The organism is Pseudoduganella sp. UC29_106, from assembly GCF_044055365.1.
Taxonomy (GTDB): Bacteria; Pseudomonadota; Gammaproteobacteria; order Burkholderiales; family Burkholderiaceae_D; genus Rugamonas.
On the sequence record NZ_CP171977.1, the window covers coordinates 1,719,778 to 1,735,589 of the forward strand.

The following is a 15,812-nucleotide window of genomic DNA, read 5'->3' on the forward strand; positions in this document are numbered from 1 at the left end:
GGCTTCGCCGCCGCTGGTGGTGGCCTACGCCATCGCCGGCACCATCCGCTTCGATATCGAGAAGGATGTGCTGGGACACGACGCGAACGGCAAGCCTGTCACGCTGAAGGACCTGTGGCCAAGCGATGAAGAGATCGACGCCATCGTGGAAGCTTCCGTGAAGCCGGAGCATTTCCGCAAGGTCTATATCCCGATGTTCGCGCGCAACGAAGAAGCGGGAGAGCGCGCCGAGCCGCTGTACGACTGGCGTCCGCAATCGACCTACATACGCCGTCCGCCATACTGGGAAGGCGCGCTGGCAGGCGATCGCACGCTGCAGGGCATGCGTCCGCTGGCTGTGCTGGGCGATAACATCACCACCGACCACCTGTCGCCGTCGAACGCCATCATGCTGAATTCGGCGGCGGGCGAGTACCTGGCGAAAATGGGCTTGCCGGAAGAGGACTTCAACTCCTACGCCACCCACCGCGGCGACCACCTGACCGCGCAGCGCGCCACCTTCGCGAATCCGACGCTGAAGAATGAGATGGTGCGCGACGCGGACGGCAATGTGAAGGCCGGTTCGCTGGCCCGCATCGAGCCGGAAGGCAAGGTCATCCGCATGTGGGAAGCCATCGAGACCTATATGGACCGCAAGCAGCCGCTGATCGTGATCGCCGGCGCCGACTATGGCCAGGGTTCCTCGCGCGACTGGGCGGCGAAGGGCGTGCGCCTGGCCGGCGTGGAAGCGATCGTGGCCGAAGGCTTCGAGCGCATCCACCGTACCAACCTGGTGGGCATGGGCGTGCTGCCGCTGGAGTTCAAGCCGGGCACCAACCGCCTGACCCTGGGCATCGACGGCACCGAAACCTTCGACGTGATCGGAGAACGGGCGCCGCGCGCTACGCTCACGCTGGTGATCCATCGTCGCAACGGCGAACGCGTGGAAGTGCCGGTGACCTGCCGCCTGGATTCGTCGGAAGACGTGTCGATTTACGAGGCGGGCGGCGTGCTGCAACGCTTCGCGCAGGACTTCCTCGAGTCAGCAAAGGCGGCATAAATGGCCCACGTCCCGCAAATCAAAATCCCCGCCACCTATATGCGTGGCGGCACCAGCAAAGGCGTTTTCTTCCGCCTGCAGGACCTGCCGGAGGCCGCCCAGGTCCCCGGCCAGGTGCGCGACAGGCTGCTGCTGCGCGTCATCGGCAGCCCCGACCCCTACGCCAAGCAGATCGACGGCATGGGCGGCGCGACTTCGAGCACCAGCAAAACGGTGATCATTTCCAAATCGAGTCGTCCCGATCATGACGTCGACTACCTGTTCGGCCAGGTCTCCATCGACAGCGCCTTCGTCGACTGGAGCGGCAACTGCGGCAACCTGTCCGCAGCGGTCGGCCCCTTCGCCATCAGCGCCGGCATGGTGGACGCCAGCCGCATCCCGCACAACGGCGTGGCCGTGGTGCGCATCTGGCAGGCCAATATCAGCAAGACCATCATCGCCCACGTGCCGGTCACGAACGGCGAGGTGCAGGAAACCGGCGACTTCGAGCTGGATGGCGTGACCTTCCCGGCCGCCGAAGTGCAGCTGGAATTCATGGACCCCGCAGCTGAAGAAGGCGAGGGCGGCGGCGCCATGTTCCCGACCGGGAACCTGGTCGACAACCTCGAAGTGCCTGGCATCGGCACGCTGAAGGCGACGATGATCAACGCCGGCATTCCGACCATCTTCGTCAACGCCGATGCCATCGGCTACACCGGCACGGAGCTGCAGGACGCCATCAACGGCGATCCGAAAGCGCTGGCGAAGTTCGAAACCATCCGCGCCCACGGCGCCATCGCCATGGGCCTGATCAAGACCGTGGAAGAAGCCGCCGGCCGCCAGCACACGCCAAAAGTCGCATTTGTGGCGCCGCCAGCAGCTTACGCGGCATCCAGCGGCAAGCAGGTGCAGTCCGGCGACATCGACCTGCTGGTGCGTGCGCTCTCGATGGGCAAGCTGCATCACGCGATGATGGGAACGGCGGCCGTGGCGATCGGCACGGCTGCTGCCATTCCGGGCACGCTGGTCAACCTCGCTGCCGGCGGCGGCGAACGCGAAGCAGTGCGCTTCGGTCATCCTTCCGGCACGCTGCGCGTTGGTGCGGCGGCGCGGCAGGTGAATGGCGAATGGAGCGTGACGAAGGCCATCATGAGCCGCAGCGCGCGCGTGCTGATGGAAGGCTGGGTGCGCGTACCGGGCGACTTCTGATCGCCGAAACAACTTTGTTGTTTTGAAGCCCGGCCTCGCCGGGCTTTTTCTTTGTAGAATCAATGTTCTAGGCTATGATCCGCCATACATGGACCGAGCCACAGCCAACCTGGATATTGTCGCCGAAGCACTGCAGCTGATCGGCATGCCCGCTTGCGGCTGCGACGCGGAGGGGATCGTTATCGCCTCCAATCCGGAGCTGGATGCGCTGCTCGAAACCGATCCGCGCGGACGCGATATCCGCGACTACTTCGCGCCCCATGTGCGCCTGGATGCCGCCGCCCAGCTGCAATCCGCCCGCAAGCAGTGGGACAGCTGCCTGGCCAGCGCGAGCGGTGCCTATATCTCCGTGCAGCTGACGGTGAAGGCCGTGGAAGAAGGCGGCTTCACGATCGTGTTTCATGACATCAGCAACGCCCAGCGCGACCAGCGCGCGCTGCGCAAGGCCATGCTGGAGCAGCAGGCCATCCTCGAGAATGCGGCAGTGGGCATCATCCTGAGCAAGGGCGGCGTCATCGTCGAATGCAATATGCGCGCGGCGGAGATGTTCGGCTATGCGCGCGACGAGATGGAAGGTGCACCCAGCATCATTGTCTATTCATCGCCGGAAGAGGGCGAACGCTTGCGCGCCGAAGGCCGGCAAGTGCTGCGCCAGGGCCGCGCGCACTCGGTCGAACTGCAGCTGCGCCGCCGCGACGGCAGCCTGTTCTGGTGCCGCACCCACGGCCGCGCACTCGATCCCACGGACACGCGCGAAGGCACGGTATGGATCGTGGAAGACATCCACGAACAGCGCGCTGCCAGCGAAGCCACGCGCCAGCTGCTGCTGGAGCAGAAAAGCCATCCTGGACAACGCCTCGGTCGGCATCCTGTTCACCAAGAACGGCATGATGTTGAGCTGTAATCCGCTGCTGGCCGGGATGTTCGGCTATGCGCGGGAGGAAATCGTCGGCCGCCATGCCAGCGACATGTTTTTGTCGCAGGAGAGCTACCGCCATTTCGGCAGCCTGGCCGGTCCGCGGCTGGTCGCCGGCCAGCTGTTCGAAATGAATGAGTGCGAATTCCGCCGCAAGGATGGCAGCGCAATCTGGTGCAGCGTGCGCGCCAAGCCGGTGGACGAGGAACACAACGACGGCGGCACGATCTGGATCCTGGAAGACGTGACCCAGCTGCGCCAGACCAAGATGGAGGTCGAGGCCATCATGACGAATGCCTCGATGACCATCCTGTTTACAAAGAACCGCCAGATCACCCGCTACAACAAGGGCTTCAGCGATATGTTCGGCTACCAGGGCGAGGAAGGCCTGGGCATGCCGGGCCGCTGCCTGTATCGGGACGATGAAAGCTATAACCACGTCGGTGCGCTGGCCGCACCGCTGCTCAGCGCCGCAAAGCCCTTCCGCACCGAAGTCGAAATGGCGCGCAAGGACGGCAGCAGCTTCTGGGCGCAGCTGATCGGCTATGTGGTCAATCCGGAAGATCCCTCGCAGGGCACGATCTGGATCATCGAGGACCGCACGGAGCAGAAGCGGGATGAGGAATCGCTGCGCAATGCGCTGCTGGAGAACCAGGCGATTCTTGACAGCGCGGTGCTGGGCATCTCCGTCTGCGAGAATGGCTACAACCTGCGCTGCAATGCGAAGATGGAAGAGTTGTTCGGCTATCCGCCGGGCGGCATGGTGAATGTGAGCGTGCAGTCCTTCTATCCGAGCCTGGATGCCTGGGATGCGGCGCGCAAGGAGACGGCGCAGGATTTCCTGGCCGGCCGTGTCAGCTCCTACGAATACCAGCTGGTGCGCCAGGATGGTTCGACTTTCTGGGCCCGTCTGTCCGGCCGTCCGTTTGATCCGCGCCAGCCGCGGGGCCGTTCGGTATGGCTGGTGGACGATGTGACGGCGCGCCGCGAAGCCGCCGAAGCCGTGCGCCGCGCGCGCGATGAGCTGGAAGTGCGCGTGCTGGAACGCACGGCGGAACTGGCGGGCGCCAACGCCCAGTTGCAGGCCGAGATCGTGGAACGGCGCCAGGCCGAGGCACGCGTCCATCACATGGCGTATCACGACAGCCTTACAGGGCTGCCGAACCGCGCGCTGCTGGCCGATCGTCTCGACCGCGCCATGCTGGCGGCCCAGCGTTCGGACCGTGGCCTGGCGGTGATGTTCATTGACCTCGACCGCTTCAAGACCATCAACGATTCGCTCGGCCACATGACCGGCGACCAGCTGCTGAAGGAAGTGGCGAATCGCCTGTGCGGCTCGGTGCGCGCCAGCGATACCGTGGCCCGCCTCGGCGGCGATGAATTCGTGGTGCTGCTGCCGGGCATACGCAACGCGGATGAATCGAGCCATGTGGCGCAGAAGATCATCGATGCGCTGGCCGTTCCCTTCCCCCTGGAAGGCCGCATGCTGCATATCTCGCCATCCATCGGCATCTGCATGTATCCGGATGACGGCAAGGATGTGGCAACGCTGATGCGCAATGCCGATGCCGCCATGTATCACGCCAAGGCGTCCGGCCGCAATAATTACCAGTACTTCACGCAGACGATGAACCTGGCGGCGGCCCAGCATTTCGAGATGGAGAGCAGCTTGCGCAGCGCCCTGGCGCTGGGCCAGTTCGAACTGCACTTCCAGCCTATCATGGACGTCTCCACGCGCCGCCTGGCTACCCTGGAAGTGCTGCTGCGCTGGCGGCGTCCCGCCTCAGGGCTGGTGATGCCGGACCAGTTCATTCCCATCATCGAGGAGAATGGCCTGATCGTGCCGATCGGCGAGTGGGTCATCCGCCGCGCCTGCGAGCAGAGCATGGAGTGGCAGCGTCTGGGGCTGCAGCCGGTGCCGCTGGCGATCAACTTGTCGCCGCGCCAGTTCATGCACAAGGGACTGGTCGATGCGATTCGCCGCATCCTCGCCGAAACGGGCATCGATCCCGCGCTGATCGAATTTGAAATCACCGAGACGGCGCTGATGCAGCACGGCGAGCATACGATGGCCGTGCTGAAGGAGATCAATGCGATGGGCATCCGCCTGTCCATCGACGATTTCGGCACGGGGTATTCGTCGCTGGCCTATCTGAAGCGCTTCCCGGTGCGCAAGATCAAGATCGACCGCGCCTTCGTGCGCGACCTCGAACACAGCGCCGAGGACCGCGCCATCGTCGCCGCCATCACGGCGCTGTCCGAAAGCCTGCAGCTGTCCATCGTAGCGGAGGGCGTGGAAACGGAGGAACAGTTCGAGCTCCTGCGCATGCAGGGCTGCGATTACGCGCAGGGGTATTTGTTCAGCAAGCCCGTATTGGGCGTGCGCGCGCAGTTGATGTTGGAGCGGGTGGCGGCATAAAGGGGCCCGCAGGGGCTGTAGGGCGGATCATTGATCCGCCGTCTATGCTCAGTCGAGCGTCGCAATCACAGGCGCGTGATCGGAAGGCTGCGCCCACTTGCGCGGCGCCCGGTCCACGATACACCCCGAGCAGCGCTTCACCAGCGACCCCGACAACAGCACGTGATCAATCCGCAGTCCCTTATTCTTCTGGAACCCCAGCATCCGGTAATCCCACCAGGAGAAGCTCTTCTCCGGCTGTTCAAACAGGCGGAAGGAATCCGCCAGCCCGATCCCCAGCAGCTCCTGCAGCGCCGCGCGCTCCTTGGGCGACACGTGGACCATGCCTTCCCACGCCGCCGGATCGTGCACGTCGCGGTCTTCCGGCGCAATGTTGTAGTCGCCCAGCACGGCCAGGTGCTCGTTGCGCGCCAGTTCCTCGGCCAGCCAGTCGCGGAAGGATTGTAGCCAGCCCAGCTTGTAGGTGTACTTGTCGCTGTCCAGCGCCTGGCCGTTCGGCACATAGGCGCAGACCACGCGGATGCCGTCGATGGTGGCAGCCAGGATGCGCTGCTGCTCGTCCGGGTACTTCGGATTGTTCTTCACCACATCTGTCATCGGCAGCTTCGACAGGATGGCGACGCCGTTATACGTCTTCTGCCCGCTGAAGACGACCTGATAGCCGGCCTCTTCGATTTCCTTTTGCGGGAACTTGTCATCGGTCAGCTTGGTCTCCTGGATGCACAGCACATCAACCGGATTTTCGCCCAGCCATTTCAGCACGTGGGGCAGGCGGACATTCAGGGAATTTACGTTCCAAGTGGCAAGTTTCATACGTCGTCTTTCCAAATTTCAATTGCGTGGGCGCCATCTTACCTTAACGGCTATGATCCAACGTTGTTACCAGGAACGAGTTACTTTCTGTTTGCTATTGTAAAGTGTTGGTTTTTTGTTGCAGAGCAGCGTGCTGAGCAATGCGAAAACGGGCGAACAGCCCGCGGTTTCGGATTTCCGCAACGGATTCTGTCGCAAAATGTAACAGGCTGAAAAATAATTTCCAATAGTGCTTCAGAGTTATCAGAATGGTACTAAAATCAGGGTATCGGTGGCCAGATAGGCATCTATACTTATCTTGGTTGATTCGAATTTTCCGGTTCGCTCTATTTTTGTATGGCAAATTGTTGTCTTACGTAAATAAGTGGTACCATACGGAAATTAATTCGGCACTGCAAAACTAAAGGAAAAACATGCGATCTGCATTTGAAGCATGGGCGCAAAAGGAAGGACAAATTGTCCGTCGCCGCGAAGACAAACCAGACGAATATCTGGTGTATGAGACGCAACGCCGTTGGCTGATCTGGCAAGCGGCGCTGGAGCACGGCAAATCGCCGAGCGGCCGCAAGTCGGCGGCAAAAGAAGTGGGGGCAACGACCTCTGCTCGTTCGAGCTTGCAGCGTCCGCAAGCCATGGCCTCTGATGATGCCGCGATGCGCACCCAGGTCCTGAATGAGGTGCTGGATGCGTTCCAGGGGATGGACGGTAACAAGGGTATGGAAGACATCCTGAGTGTCATCCAGAACCTGAAGCAGAAACAGAAATCCCATCCGGATTTCTAAGACTGCCTGCATGCCAGTTTGGCCGACCTGCCTGGTCGCCGCGGCGAAGTATTCGCGCCGCCCAGCCAGCCTGCTCGTCGCCGTCCTGATCGGGACGGCTGGGGTGGGCTGTGCCACGTTAACGGAAACTACTGAACAATACCTGCTCGTACAGACGGTACTGGACCACCAGCAGGTGTCCGGCATCGGCTGCATGCTGAGCAATGACGTGGGCCGCTGGTTTGTGACCACGCCCGGCCGCGTCGCCATCCGCAAATCCACCCAGCCACTGACCGTCGATTGCCGCCAGGCCGACGTGTGGGCTTACGACCAGATCATTCCCCGCCAGAACGGCTCCCGCTGGGGCAATTACATCCTTACCGCCGGCGCCGGCCAGTACGTGGACCGCAGCACCGGCGCGGGTTTCGATTATCCGGAAACCCTCACCATGGTCCTGCAGCGTGGCGAGCCGCCGAGGCCTGCGCCAGCGGCGGGATCCGTCGTCTATTGACGATACGGTTTGACTTTCATTTAACTACTTGTTGTTTTGTTATCACAACTAGAAGTTTCGTAGGACTGGTCCTACGGCGCGTGGCTATAATTTCTCCTGGGAACATTTTTCGGAGACTTGGCCATGCGCAAGAACCTTCCAGTTACGGCAATTGAATATCACATGGACGATGGCCGCCCCATCGTCTCCAAGACTGACCTCAAGGGCAAGATCACTTATGTGAATCCGTACTTCATCGAAGTCAGCGGGTTTAACGAAGACGAACTGATCGGCGCTCCGCACAACCTGGTGCGCCACCCCGACATGCCGCCGCAGGCTTTCGCCGACCTCTGGTCCAGCCTGAAATCCGGGCTGCCATGGACTGGCCTGGTGAAGAACCGCCGCAAGAACGGCGACTTCTACTGGGTGGTGGCGAATGTGACGCCAGTGCTGGAGCAGGGCCGCGTGGCAGGCTATATGTCCGTGCGCAGCAAGCCGACGCGCGCCCAGGTCGAAGGCGCTGACCGTTTGTACCGCACACTGAATGAAGGCAGCGCCGCCATCACGCTGCGCCAGGGCCGCGTGGTGCGTACTGGCTGGCAGGGGCAGGTGCAGGCGCTCACGCGGCTCTCGCTGCCGGCCCGCATTGCCGCCAGCGCGGCGGCGGGCAGCATGCTCTTTGCAGTGATGGGCGTGGCTGGGATGGCCGCGGTGGGTGGCGCGGCGGGCGGCTGGCTCGCTGCCGGCGGCGCGCTGGGCGTGGTGCTGTCGCTGGGCAGCGGCTACCTGCTGCACGCGGGCGTGTCGGAGCCTTTGCGTGAAGCCACGCGCGCCGCGCGTGCGCTGGCCGGCGGCGACCTGACCGGCCATATCGCGGCCGACCGGGGCGACGATATCGGCAAGCTGCTGCAAGCCTTGCAGCAGATGCAGGCCAACCTGGTCGCCATGATCGGCGACGTGCGCGCCAATGTGGACATCATGTCCGATGCCACGCGCGGCATCGCCGCCGGCAACCGCGACCTGTCGGCCCGCACCGAAGCGCATGCATCCAGCCTGGAGGAGACGGCATCGAGCATGGAGCAGTTCTCCGCCACCGTGCGCCAGAATGCGGACAATGCGCGCCAGGCCGCCCAGCTGGTCGGCGGCGCTTCCGATGTGGCGGGCCGCGGCGGCGCCGTGGTGGCGCAGGTGGGCAGCACGATGGGCGACATCAGCACGTCCGCGCGCAAGATCGTCGACATCATCGCCCTGATCGACGGCATCGCTTTCCAGACCAATATCCTGGCGCTGAACGCCGCGGTGGAAGCGGCGCGCGCGGGTGAACAGGGCCGCGGCTTTGCCGTTGTTGCGGGCGAGGTGCGCAGCCTGGCGCAGCGCTCGGCCAGCGCGGCCAGGGAAATCAAGGGCCTGATCGACGACTCCGTGCTGCAGGTGGAACAGGGCGCCAAGCTGGTCTCGGAAGCCAGCCACACGATGGAAGAAATCATCGGCGCCGTGCAGCGCGTGGCCAATATCATGCGCGAGATCGACACGGCCAGCGGCGAGCAGGCCAGCGGCATCGAGCAGGTAAACCGGGCGGTGGGAGAGATGGATGAAGGGACGCAGCACAATGCCGCGCTGGTGGAGCAGGCCGCCGCGGCAGCGGACAGCCTGAATGAACAGGCCGGCCAGCTGGCGCAGGCGGTGGCGGTGTTCCAGCTGCCGCGCGCCGGCGGCGGCAAGCAGCTGGCGCTGCGCGAACGCTAGATCAGGCGCGGCCGATCAGGAAGCTGGTCAGCATCGGCACCGGACGGCCGGTAGCGCCTTTGGCGGCGCCCGATTTCCAGGCGGTGCCGGCGATGTCCACGTGGGCCCAGTTGTACTTGCGGGTGAAGTTTTCCAGGAAGGCGGCCGCGGTGCAGGATGCGCCGCCCGGCGTGCCGATGTTCGCCAGGTCGGCGAAGTTGGACTTCAGCTGATCGTTGTACTGTTCGCCGATCGGCAGGCGCCATGCGGTGTCGCCGGTGGCGCGGCCGGAGGCCATCAGTTCTTCGACCAGCGCGTTGCCGCCTTCGTCGTCGCGTGCGAAGATGCCGCTGTTGTGGTGGCCCAGGGCCACGATGCAGGCGCCGGTCAGGGTCGCCACGTCCACCACGGCGGCCGGGTTGAAGCGCTCGGCGTAGGTCAGGGCGTCGCACAGCACCAGGCGGCCTTCGGCATCCGTGTTCAGGATCTCGATGGTCAGGCCGTTCATCGAGGTCACGATGTCGCCCGGCTTGGTGGCGCGGCCGGAAGGCATGTTCTCGGTGGCGGCGATAATGCCGATCACGTTCAGCTTCAGGCCCAGTTCACCGATGGCGCGGAAGGTGCCCAGCACGGAGCCGGCGCCGCACATATCGTATTTCATCTCGTCCATGCCGGGGCCGGCCTTGATCGAGATGCCGCCGGTGTCGAAGGTGATGCCCTTGCCCACCAGGACAATAGGCGCATCCTTGGCCTTGCCGCCCATGTGCTTCAGCACGATGAACTTGGGCGGCTCTTCGGTGCCGTTGGTGACGGATAGCAGGCTGCCCATCTTCAGGGCTTCCATCTGTTTGCGGTCCAGCACTTCCACGTTGAACTTGTAGTCCTTGGCCAGCTTCTTGGCGGTGTTGGCCAGGTAGGTCGGGGTGCAGACGTTGGCGGACAGGTTGCCCAGGTCCTTGGTCAGTTCCATGCCGTTGGCGATGGCGATGGCCTGCTGCAGCGCGAGCTTGTTCTCTGCGCTGTTGGCCACGGCCAGGGCCAGCTTCTTCACGCCGGCAGCAGCCGGGTCCTTCTTGGACTTCTGCGCATCGCTGCGGTACATGCTGTCACGGCTTGCCAGCACCACGCTGCGGATGGCCCACGCTGCATTGCGGCCTTTCACTTCTTCCAGCGGCAGTGCGATAATGGCGTCCGCAGCGCCGAGGGTGGAGAAAGCCCTGATGGCCGCGCCCACGGCGGAGCTGAAGGTCTTGTCGGAGACTTCCTCTTCCTTGCCCAGGCCTACCAGCAGCACGCGTTCGGCCGCGGCGCCCTTCAGGCCGCGCAGCAGCAGGGTGGTGCCGGCCTTGCCGGTGATGTCGCCGGACTTCAGGGCTGCGGTGATTTCACCAGAGCCGTCGAGGGACTTGGCAGCTTGCGAGAGTTTTCTTGTTCTCGAACACCGCAACAGCGACACAGCCGGTCTTGGCCGACGCGACGGTGTTCTTGGTGTCGAATGCTTTTATGCTAAAGTCCATTTGATTCTCCGTATGGTTTGCGTATTTTTTACGCAGTAACTTGATTTGCTAACCGAATTATAAACGTCGAATGATTTTCCAACGCGCCTTCCGCAGAGAGCTCATAAGCTCCGCCGGGGCCACCTTTACGGTGCTGTTCACCATCATCCTGACGTGGACCCTGATCACAATCCTCGGCAAGGCCGCAGGCGGCAAGGTCGCGTCCAGTGATGTGCTTGCGCTGATCGTCTTCGCAGCCCTGAATTATCTGCCAACGATCCTGATCCTCACCAGCTTTATTTCCGTGCTGATGGTGGTCACGCGGACTTACAAAGACTCGGAAATGGTGGTGTGGTTTGCCTCGGGCCTGAGCCTCACGCGCTTCATCAAGCCGGTGCTGGTGTTCGGCACGCCCATCATCCTGCTCACGGCCGGCCTGGCCTTTTATGCCACGCCGTGGGCCAAGCAAAAGAGCTCTGAATACGTGGACCGCTTCGCCAAGCGCGAGGACTTGCAGAAGGTCGCGCCGGGCCAGTTCCGCGAGTCCTCGTCCAGCAACCGCATCTTCTTTGTGGAAGCCGTGTCCGGCCAGAGCGCGGTGGTGCAGAACGTATTCGTCAACTCGGTCGATGAAAAGGGCACCGCCGTCATCGTCGCCAGCGAAGGCGAGGTGACGCAGACCGAAAACGGGGACCGCTACCTGGTGCTGAAGAATGGCCGCCGCTACCAGGGCACACCGGGGCAGGCCGACTTCCAGACCATGGAGTTCGAACGCTACCACGTGCGCGTGGCGCAGCAGGCCCAGGACCTGGATGCGTCGCAGGATGCCAATGCCACGCCGACCATGCAGCTGCTGCAAACGCCGACCAACCAGGCGCGCGCCGAAATCCTCTGGCGCGTCTCGCTGCCCATCACTTGCCTGGTGCTGATGCTGCTGGCCATTCCGCTGGGCTTCGTGAATCCGCGCGCCGGCAGTTCGACGAACCTGATTATCGCGCTGCTGATCTTCTTCACTTATAACAATGCTGTGAAAGTGATCGAGGCCAGCGTCAAGCAGGGCAAGTTCGCCTTCGGCATGTCGTGGTGGCCGCTGCACCTGGCGGCGGCGCTGGCGGTGCTGGTGCTGTTCGCATGGCGCCTGAATGTGAACCACCGCTACCATCCGCGTGCGCTGTTGGCGTCCCTGAAACGCGGCAAGAGGGGGGCGGCAAAATGAAGATCCTGCAACGCTATTTCGCGGTCTCGATTTCCCAGGCCGTCGCCTTCGTGCTGCTGGCCTTCCTCGGCCTGCTGGCCTTCATGGACCTGACGGGTGAGCTGCCTTCGGTCGGCAAGAACGGCTATGGCATGCAGCACGCCGCGCTGTATGTGATCGCTTCGATCCCGCAGCACATATATGAAGTGATGCCGGTGGCATCCCTGATCGGCACGATTTATACGATGGCGCAGTTTGCGTCCACATCCGAATTCACCATCATGCGCGCTTCCAGCATGTCCACGCGCATGGCGGCGGGCATGTTGTTCAAGATAGGCATCGTGCTGGTGATTATTACCTTCATCTTCGGCGAGCTGATTGCACCGCGCACCGCTCCATGGGCGGAGAAGGTGCGGCTGACGGGGCGCGGCACCACGGTGTCCGCCGAGTTCCGCTCCGGCCTGTGGACCAAGGACATCGTCAAGAGCAATGGCATGACCGGCACGGTGCTGGGCACGCGCTTCTTCAACACGCGCGAGGTGCGCCCCGATGGCCAGCTAGTGGGCGTGAAGCTGTACGAGTTCGATACCAGCTTCCGCCTGCGCACGCTGACCGAGGCCAAAGGGGCACCTTCCAGGGCAATAATGTGTGGCGCCTGGAAGATGTAACCGAGAGCGTGTTCAGCAACCCCGCGCTGGCGGCGCCCGGCGGCCAGGCGACCGTGCAGAATAATTTCGCCCAAGAGACCAGCATGGTCGAGATCCGCAAGCATCCCAGCAAGGAGCTGATTTCCGAGATCACGCCGAAGATCCTGTCCGTGGCGGCCTCTGATCCGGAGCGCATGTCGGCCAACGAGCTGGCCGTGTACACGCGCCATCTGCAGGAGAACAAGCAGGGGACGGAGCGCTTCAAGATCGCGTTCTGGAAGAAGCTGATCGATCCGCTGGCCATTTTCGTGCTGATGGCGCTGGCGCTGCCTTTCGCTTACCTGCATACGCGTGCGGGCGGCGTATCGTTGAAGATCTTCATCGGCATTATGATCGGCGTCAGCTTCCTGCTGGTGAATACACTGTTTTCGCATATCGGGCTGCTGTCCACCCTGCCGGCCTTCGTAACGGCGATCATGCCAAGCCTGCTGTTCCTGATGCTGGCGGTGGGCGCGCTGTACTGGGTGGAGCGGCACTGACATGGGCAAGCGCGCACTGATCCTGTTTGCTCACGGCGCGCGCGCGGCCAGCTGGGCTGCGCCGTTCGAACGGCTGCGCGACCTGGTGCGCGCGCAGCAGCCTGACGTTGACGTTTCGCTGGCCTTCCTTGAACTGATGTCGCCGCGCCTGCCTGAACGCGTGGCCGAACTGGTGGCGGGCGGCGTGTCCGACGTAACCGTGGTGCCCGTGTTCCTCGGCCAGGGTGGCCATGTGCTGCGCGACCTGCCCGTGCTGCTCGACGGGCTGCGCGCCGCGCACCCCGGCCTCACCGTGCGCGCCGTGGATGCCGTCGGCGAAGACCCCGATGTGCTGCGCGCCATGACCGAGTACTGCGTGAAGGCGCTCGGTGCGGCCTGACTTGCCTGACCTGCCGCTGTGCGCGGCCGTGCAGTCCATTTCCGTTCGCGGCGATATCGCGGCCAATGTGCGCCGCCATGCCGCGCTGGCTGCATCGGCCGCGGCGCATGGTGCGCGCCTTGCGCTCTTCCCTGAACTTTCGCTGACCGGCTATGAGCCGGATGTCGCTGCGGACTGTGTCGTCGCGCCGGACGACTCGCGGCTGGTGCCGCTGGCCGAACTGGCAGTGGCGTCGGGCATGACGATCGTTGCCGGTGCGCCGGTGCGCGGACTGGCGGGCGCGCTGCACATTGGAGCGCTGTGCTTCCTGCCGGGCGGCGGGGTGGCGGTCTATACCAAGCAGCACCTGCATCCCGGTGAGGATGCCGTGTTTGCGCCCGGCACCGGCGGCCAGATGCTGGACGTGGGTGACGCGCCGGTCGCGCTGGCGGTTTGCGCGGAGATTGCACACGCCAGCCACGCGGAAGCCGCCGCACGCGGCGGTGCGGCGCTTTACGCTGCCAGCGTGCTGGTTTCGCCAGGAGGCTATGTGAAGGACAGCGGTCTGCTGCAAGGCTATGCGGCGTCGCTGGCCATGCCTGTGCTGATGGCCAACCACGGCGGCCCCACGGGCGGCTGGCAGTCGGCTGGCCGCAGCGCGCTGTGGGACGAGGCGGGCAAGCTGCTGGCTGAAGCGCCGGAAGAGGGCGAATGGCTGGTGATTGCCGGCCGGCGTGGCGGACGCTGGGAAGTCAGCTCTGTGCGTCCCGCCAGTCAGCCATAAGCTGGGCGATCGTGCCCGGCTCGCGCAGTTCGCGGCGCGCCAGGTCGCGCGTGTCTTCAGATTCGATCAGCGACAGCGCGGTTGCTGCCAGCGCTTCGGCACCGGCCGAATTGCCGTTCAATTTCAGCACGCCGCACTGCAAGCGTAGATCGTCGACAAAGGCTTGCGTCTCGCCGAAACGGCGCGGCATTGTGCAGTCGCGCACTACGTCGTTGAGATATTGAGCGCGGTAGCGCGTGCCTTCCTGCGGTTCCGGCAGGTAGCGCTGCAGCACGGCGGCTGCGCCGCATTCGAGCAGCACGTCGGCGACGTAATGGAAGCAGCGGCGCGCAAGCGCCGGAGCGCTGGACTCCAGCTGGAGGAAGAGGGCCAGCGTATGGCGCGGGTCGGGCAGGTGACGGTTCAGCTCAACGAGGCAAAGAAAACGCAGCTCCGGCTCAGCTTCGAGCTGCGCGGCTTCGCGCTCGCGCAAGGCTTGCATGGCCAGCAGCGCGGGAGGATATTCGCGGGCCAGCAGGCCCCATTCGAAGAAGGCAAAGCGGCGGAAGCTGTGTTCCTGCCGCTCGTCCGGCGGCGGCATGGGCGCATCGTGGATGGCCTGGTTCAGGCGCAGCGCCTCCGCATACTCGCCGCGTTCGCGAGCCTGGCTGGCTCGTTGCATCGCGGCGAGTGCGTCGCTCATTGCGGGTCGGCGGGGAGGTTGTTCGCCGGCTTTGGCGTGGGCCACCATGGCAGCGATGGTGGAGCCGGGCGTTTCGAACTCGCGCTGCACGGCGTCGCGCAGGGCGTCGGACTTCAGCTGCTCCAGTGCGGCGCTCGCGACTTGCTCGACCAGTTCATCCTCGCCGGTACGCCGCAGCACTTCAGTGATCAGCCGCACTTCCTTCGTGTAGTTCAGCACATAGGACAGCAGCGCCGGGGCGGACGAGGTATTGCCGCGGCGCGCCAGTTCCTGTGCAAACTCGTTCAGGCGCTGGGCCAGCGCGGTGATGCGTTCCAGCGGCGCGGGCAGGTAGCGGCGGGCCAGGGTGAAGTCTTCGACCGCCACCAGCGACGGCATGGCCAGTTCGGCGCATTGCTGCGCCAGTTCGGGAATCTGGGCATCGATCTGCACGAACAGTTCGTGCGTGGCGCGGTCGTCGCCGAGGGCGCTGTTGATGGCATTGATGTCCTGGAAACGCTGCAGCGTGGCGCCGCCGTTCAGCACGCGCTGGGTGTCGCGGTCGCGGATCGCTTGCAGGGCGCGGCGCGCCAGCGGGAACTGCTCGGCGAGATAGATCCAGTCGCGCAGCGCGAACGACAGGCGCACGCCCGCCAGCGACGGGTCCTCGTCCAGCGCATGTTCGTGGAACCACAGGTGGTCGCGCAGGGCGTCCTCATACTTGCCCTCCAGGCGCGCATTGCGGGCGCGCTCCAGAATTTCATGTGCTTGGCTCATCATC

The 15,812-nt window shown here is 63.9% G+C and carries 12 protein-coding genes and 2 pseudogenes; 11 read left to right on the top strand and 3 right to left on the bottom strand.

The window, feature by feature from the left end; all coding sequences use genetic code 11:
* Nucleotides 1–424 precede the first annotated feature (424 nt).
* From ACHMW6_RS08980 to ACHMW6_RS08995, 4 genes are all read left to right on the top strand, one after another.
* Entirely contained in the window at nucleotides 425–1,039 is a 615-nt protein-coding gene (locus ACHMW6_RS08980; protein ID WP_395408563.1) for a hypothetical protein, read from the top strand.
* A complete protein-coding gene (prpF, locus tag ACHMW6_RS08985; protein ID WP_395406786.1) occupies nucleotides 1,040–2,227 on the top strand; it encodes a 2-methylaconitate cis-trans isomerase PrpF in 1,188 nt (395 codons plus the stop codon).
* 88 nt (nucleotides 2,228–2,315) lie between these two features.
* Complete coding sequence (locus ACHMW6_RS08990; RefSeq protein ID WP_395406787.1) at nucleotides 2,316–3,131, top strand: PAS domain-containing protein; 816 nt, start codon at nucleotides 2,316–2,318, stop codon at nucleotides 3,129–3,131.
* The gene (locus ACHMW6_RS08995; RefSeq protein ID WP_395406788.1) at nucleotides 3,115–5,562 is read left to right on the top strand and encodes an EAL domain-containing protein; all 2,448 of its coding nucleotides are present in this window, start codon (nucleotides 3,115–3,117) and stop codon (nucleotides 5,560–5,562) included. Before ACHMW6_RS08990 ends, ACHMW6_RS08995 begins: the two co-directional genes overlap by 17 nt.
* 48 nt (nucleotides 5,563–5,610) lie before the next feature.
* Here the strand turns inward: ACHMW6_RS08995 and xth are convergent, their stop codons facing one another.
* On the bottom strand, nucleotides 5,611–6,375 hold the full coding sequence (gene xth, locus ACHMW6_RS09000) for an exodeoxyribonuclease III (RefSeq protein WP_395406789.1): 765 nt from the start codon (nucleotides 6,373–6,375) through the stop codon (nucleotides 5,611–5,613).
* 413 nt (nucleotides 6,376–6,788) lie between these two features.
* Here xth and ACHMW6_RS09005 point away from each other — a divergent pair, with 413 nt between their 5' ends.
* The 3 genes from ACHMW6_RS09005 to ACHMW6_RS09015 all read left to right on the top strand — a co-directional run bounded on the left by ACHMW6_RS09005 (nucleotide 6,789) and on the right by ACHMW6_RS09015 (nucleotide 9,372).
* On the top strand, nucleotides 6,789–7,157 hold the full coding sequence (locus ACHMW6_RS09005) for a hypothetical protein (RefSeq protein WP_395406790.1): 369 nt from the start codon (nucleotides 6,789–6,791) through the stop codon (nucleotides 7,155–7,157).
* Between the two features lie 10 nt (nucleotides 7,158–7,167).
* A complete protein-coding gene (locus tag ACHMW6_RS09010; RefSeq protein ID WP_395406791.1) occupies nucleotides 7,168–7,647 on the top strand; it encodes a hypothetical protein in 480 nt (159 codons plus the stop codon).
* A 123-nt stretch (nucleotides 7,648–7,770) separates the two neighbouring features.
* Nucleotides 7,771–9,372, top strand: a complete 1,602-nt coding sequence (locus ACHMW6_RS09015) for a methyl-accepting chemotaxis protein (RefSeq protein WP_395406792.1) — start codon at nucleotides 7,771–7,773, stop codon at nucleotides 9,370–9,372.
* A gap of 1 nt (nucleotide 9,373) precedes the next feature.
* Here the strand turns inward: ACHMW6_RS09015 and ACHMW6_RS09020 are convergent.
* Nucleotides 9,374–10,868, bottom strand: a pseudogene (locus ACHMW6_RS09020) (leucyl aminopeptidase).
* 70 nt (nucleotides 10,869–10,938) lie between these two features.
* Here ACHMW6_RS09020 and lptF point away from each other — a divergent pair.
* The 4 genes and pseudogenes from lptF to ACHMW6_RS09040 all read left to right on the top strand — a co-directional run bounded on the left by lptF (nucleotide 10,939) and on the right by ACHMW6_RS09040 (nucleotide 14,370).
* Entirely contained in the window at nucleotides 10,939–12,063 is a 1,125-nt protein-coding gene (gene lptF / locus ACHMW6_RS09025; RefSeq protein ID WP_395406793.1) for an LPS export ABC transporter permease LptF, read from the top strand.
* Nucleotides 12,060–13,228: pseudogene (gene lptG, locus ACHMW6_RS09030) on the top strand (LPS export ABC transporter permease LptG). The gene lptF and the pseudogene lptG overlap by 4 nt, the downstream one beginning before the upstream one ends.
* 1 nt (nucleotide 13,229) lies before the next feature.
* Entirely contained in the window at nucleotides 13,230–13,607 is a 378-nt protein-coding gene (locus ACHMW6_RS09035) for a sirohydrochlorin chelatase (protein WP_395406794.1), read from the top strand.
* The gene (locus ACHMW6_RS09040) at nucleotides 13,597–14,370 is read left to right on the top strand and encodes a carbon-nitrogen hydrolase family protein (protein WP_395406795.1); all 774 of its coding nucleotides are present in this window, start codon (nucleotides 13,597–13,599) and stop codon (nucleotides 14,368–14,370) included. Before ACHMW6_RS09035 ends, ACHMW6_RS09040 begins: the two co-directional genes overlap by 11 nt.
* On the opposite strand, the gene ACHMW6_RS09045 is transcribed toward ACHMW6_RS09040, so the two are convergent.
* Entirely contained in the window at nucleotides 14,339–15,808 is a 1,470-nt protein-coding gene (locus ACHMW6_RS09045; protein ID WP_395406796.1) for a hypothetical protein, read from the bottom strand. The genes ACHMW6_RS09040 and ACHMW6_RS09045 overlap by 32 nt on opposite strands.
* Nucleotides 15,809–15,812: the final 4 nt, after the last annotated feature.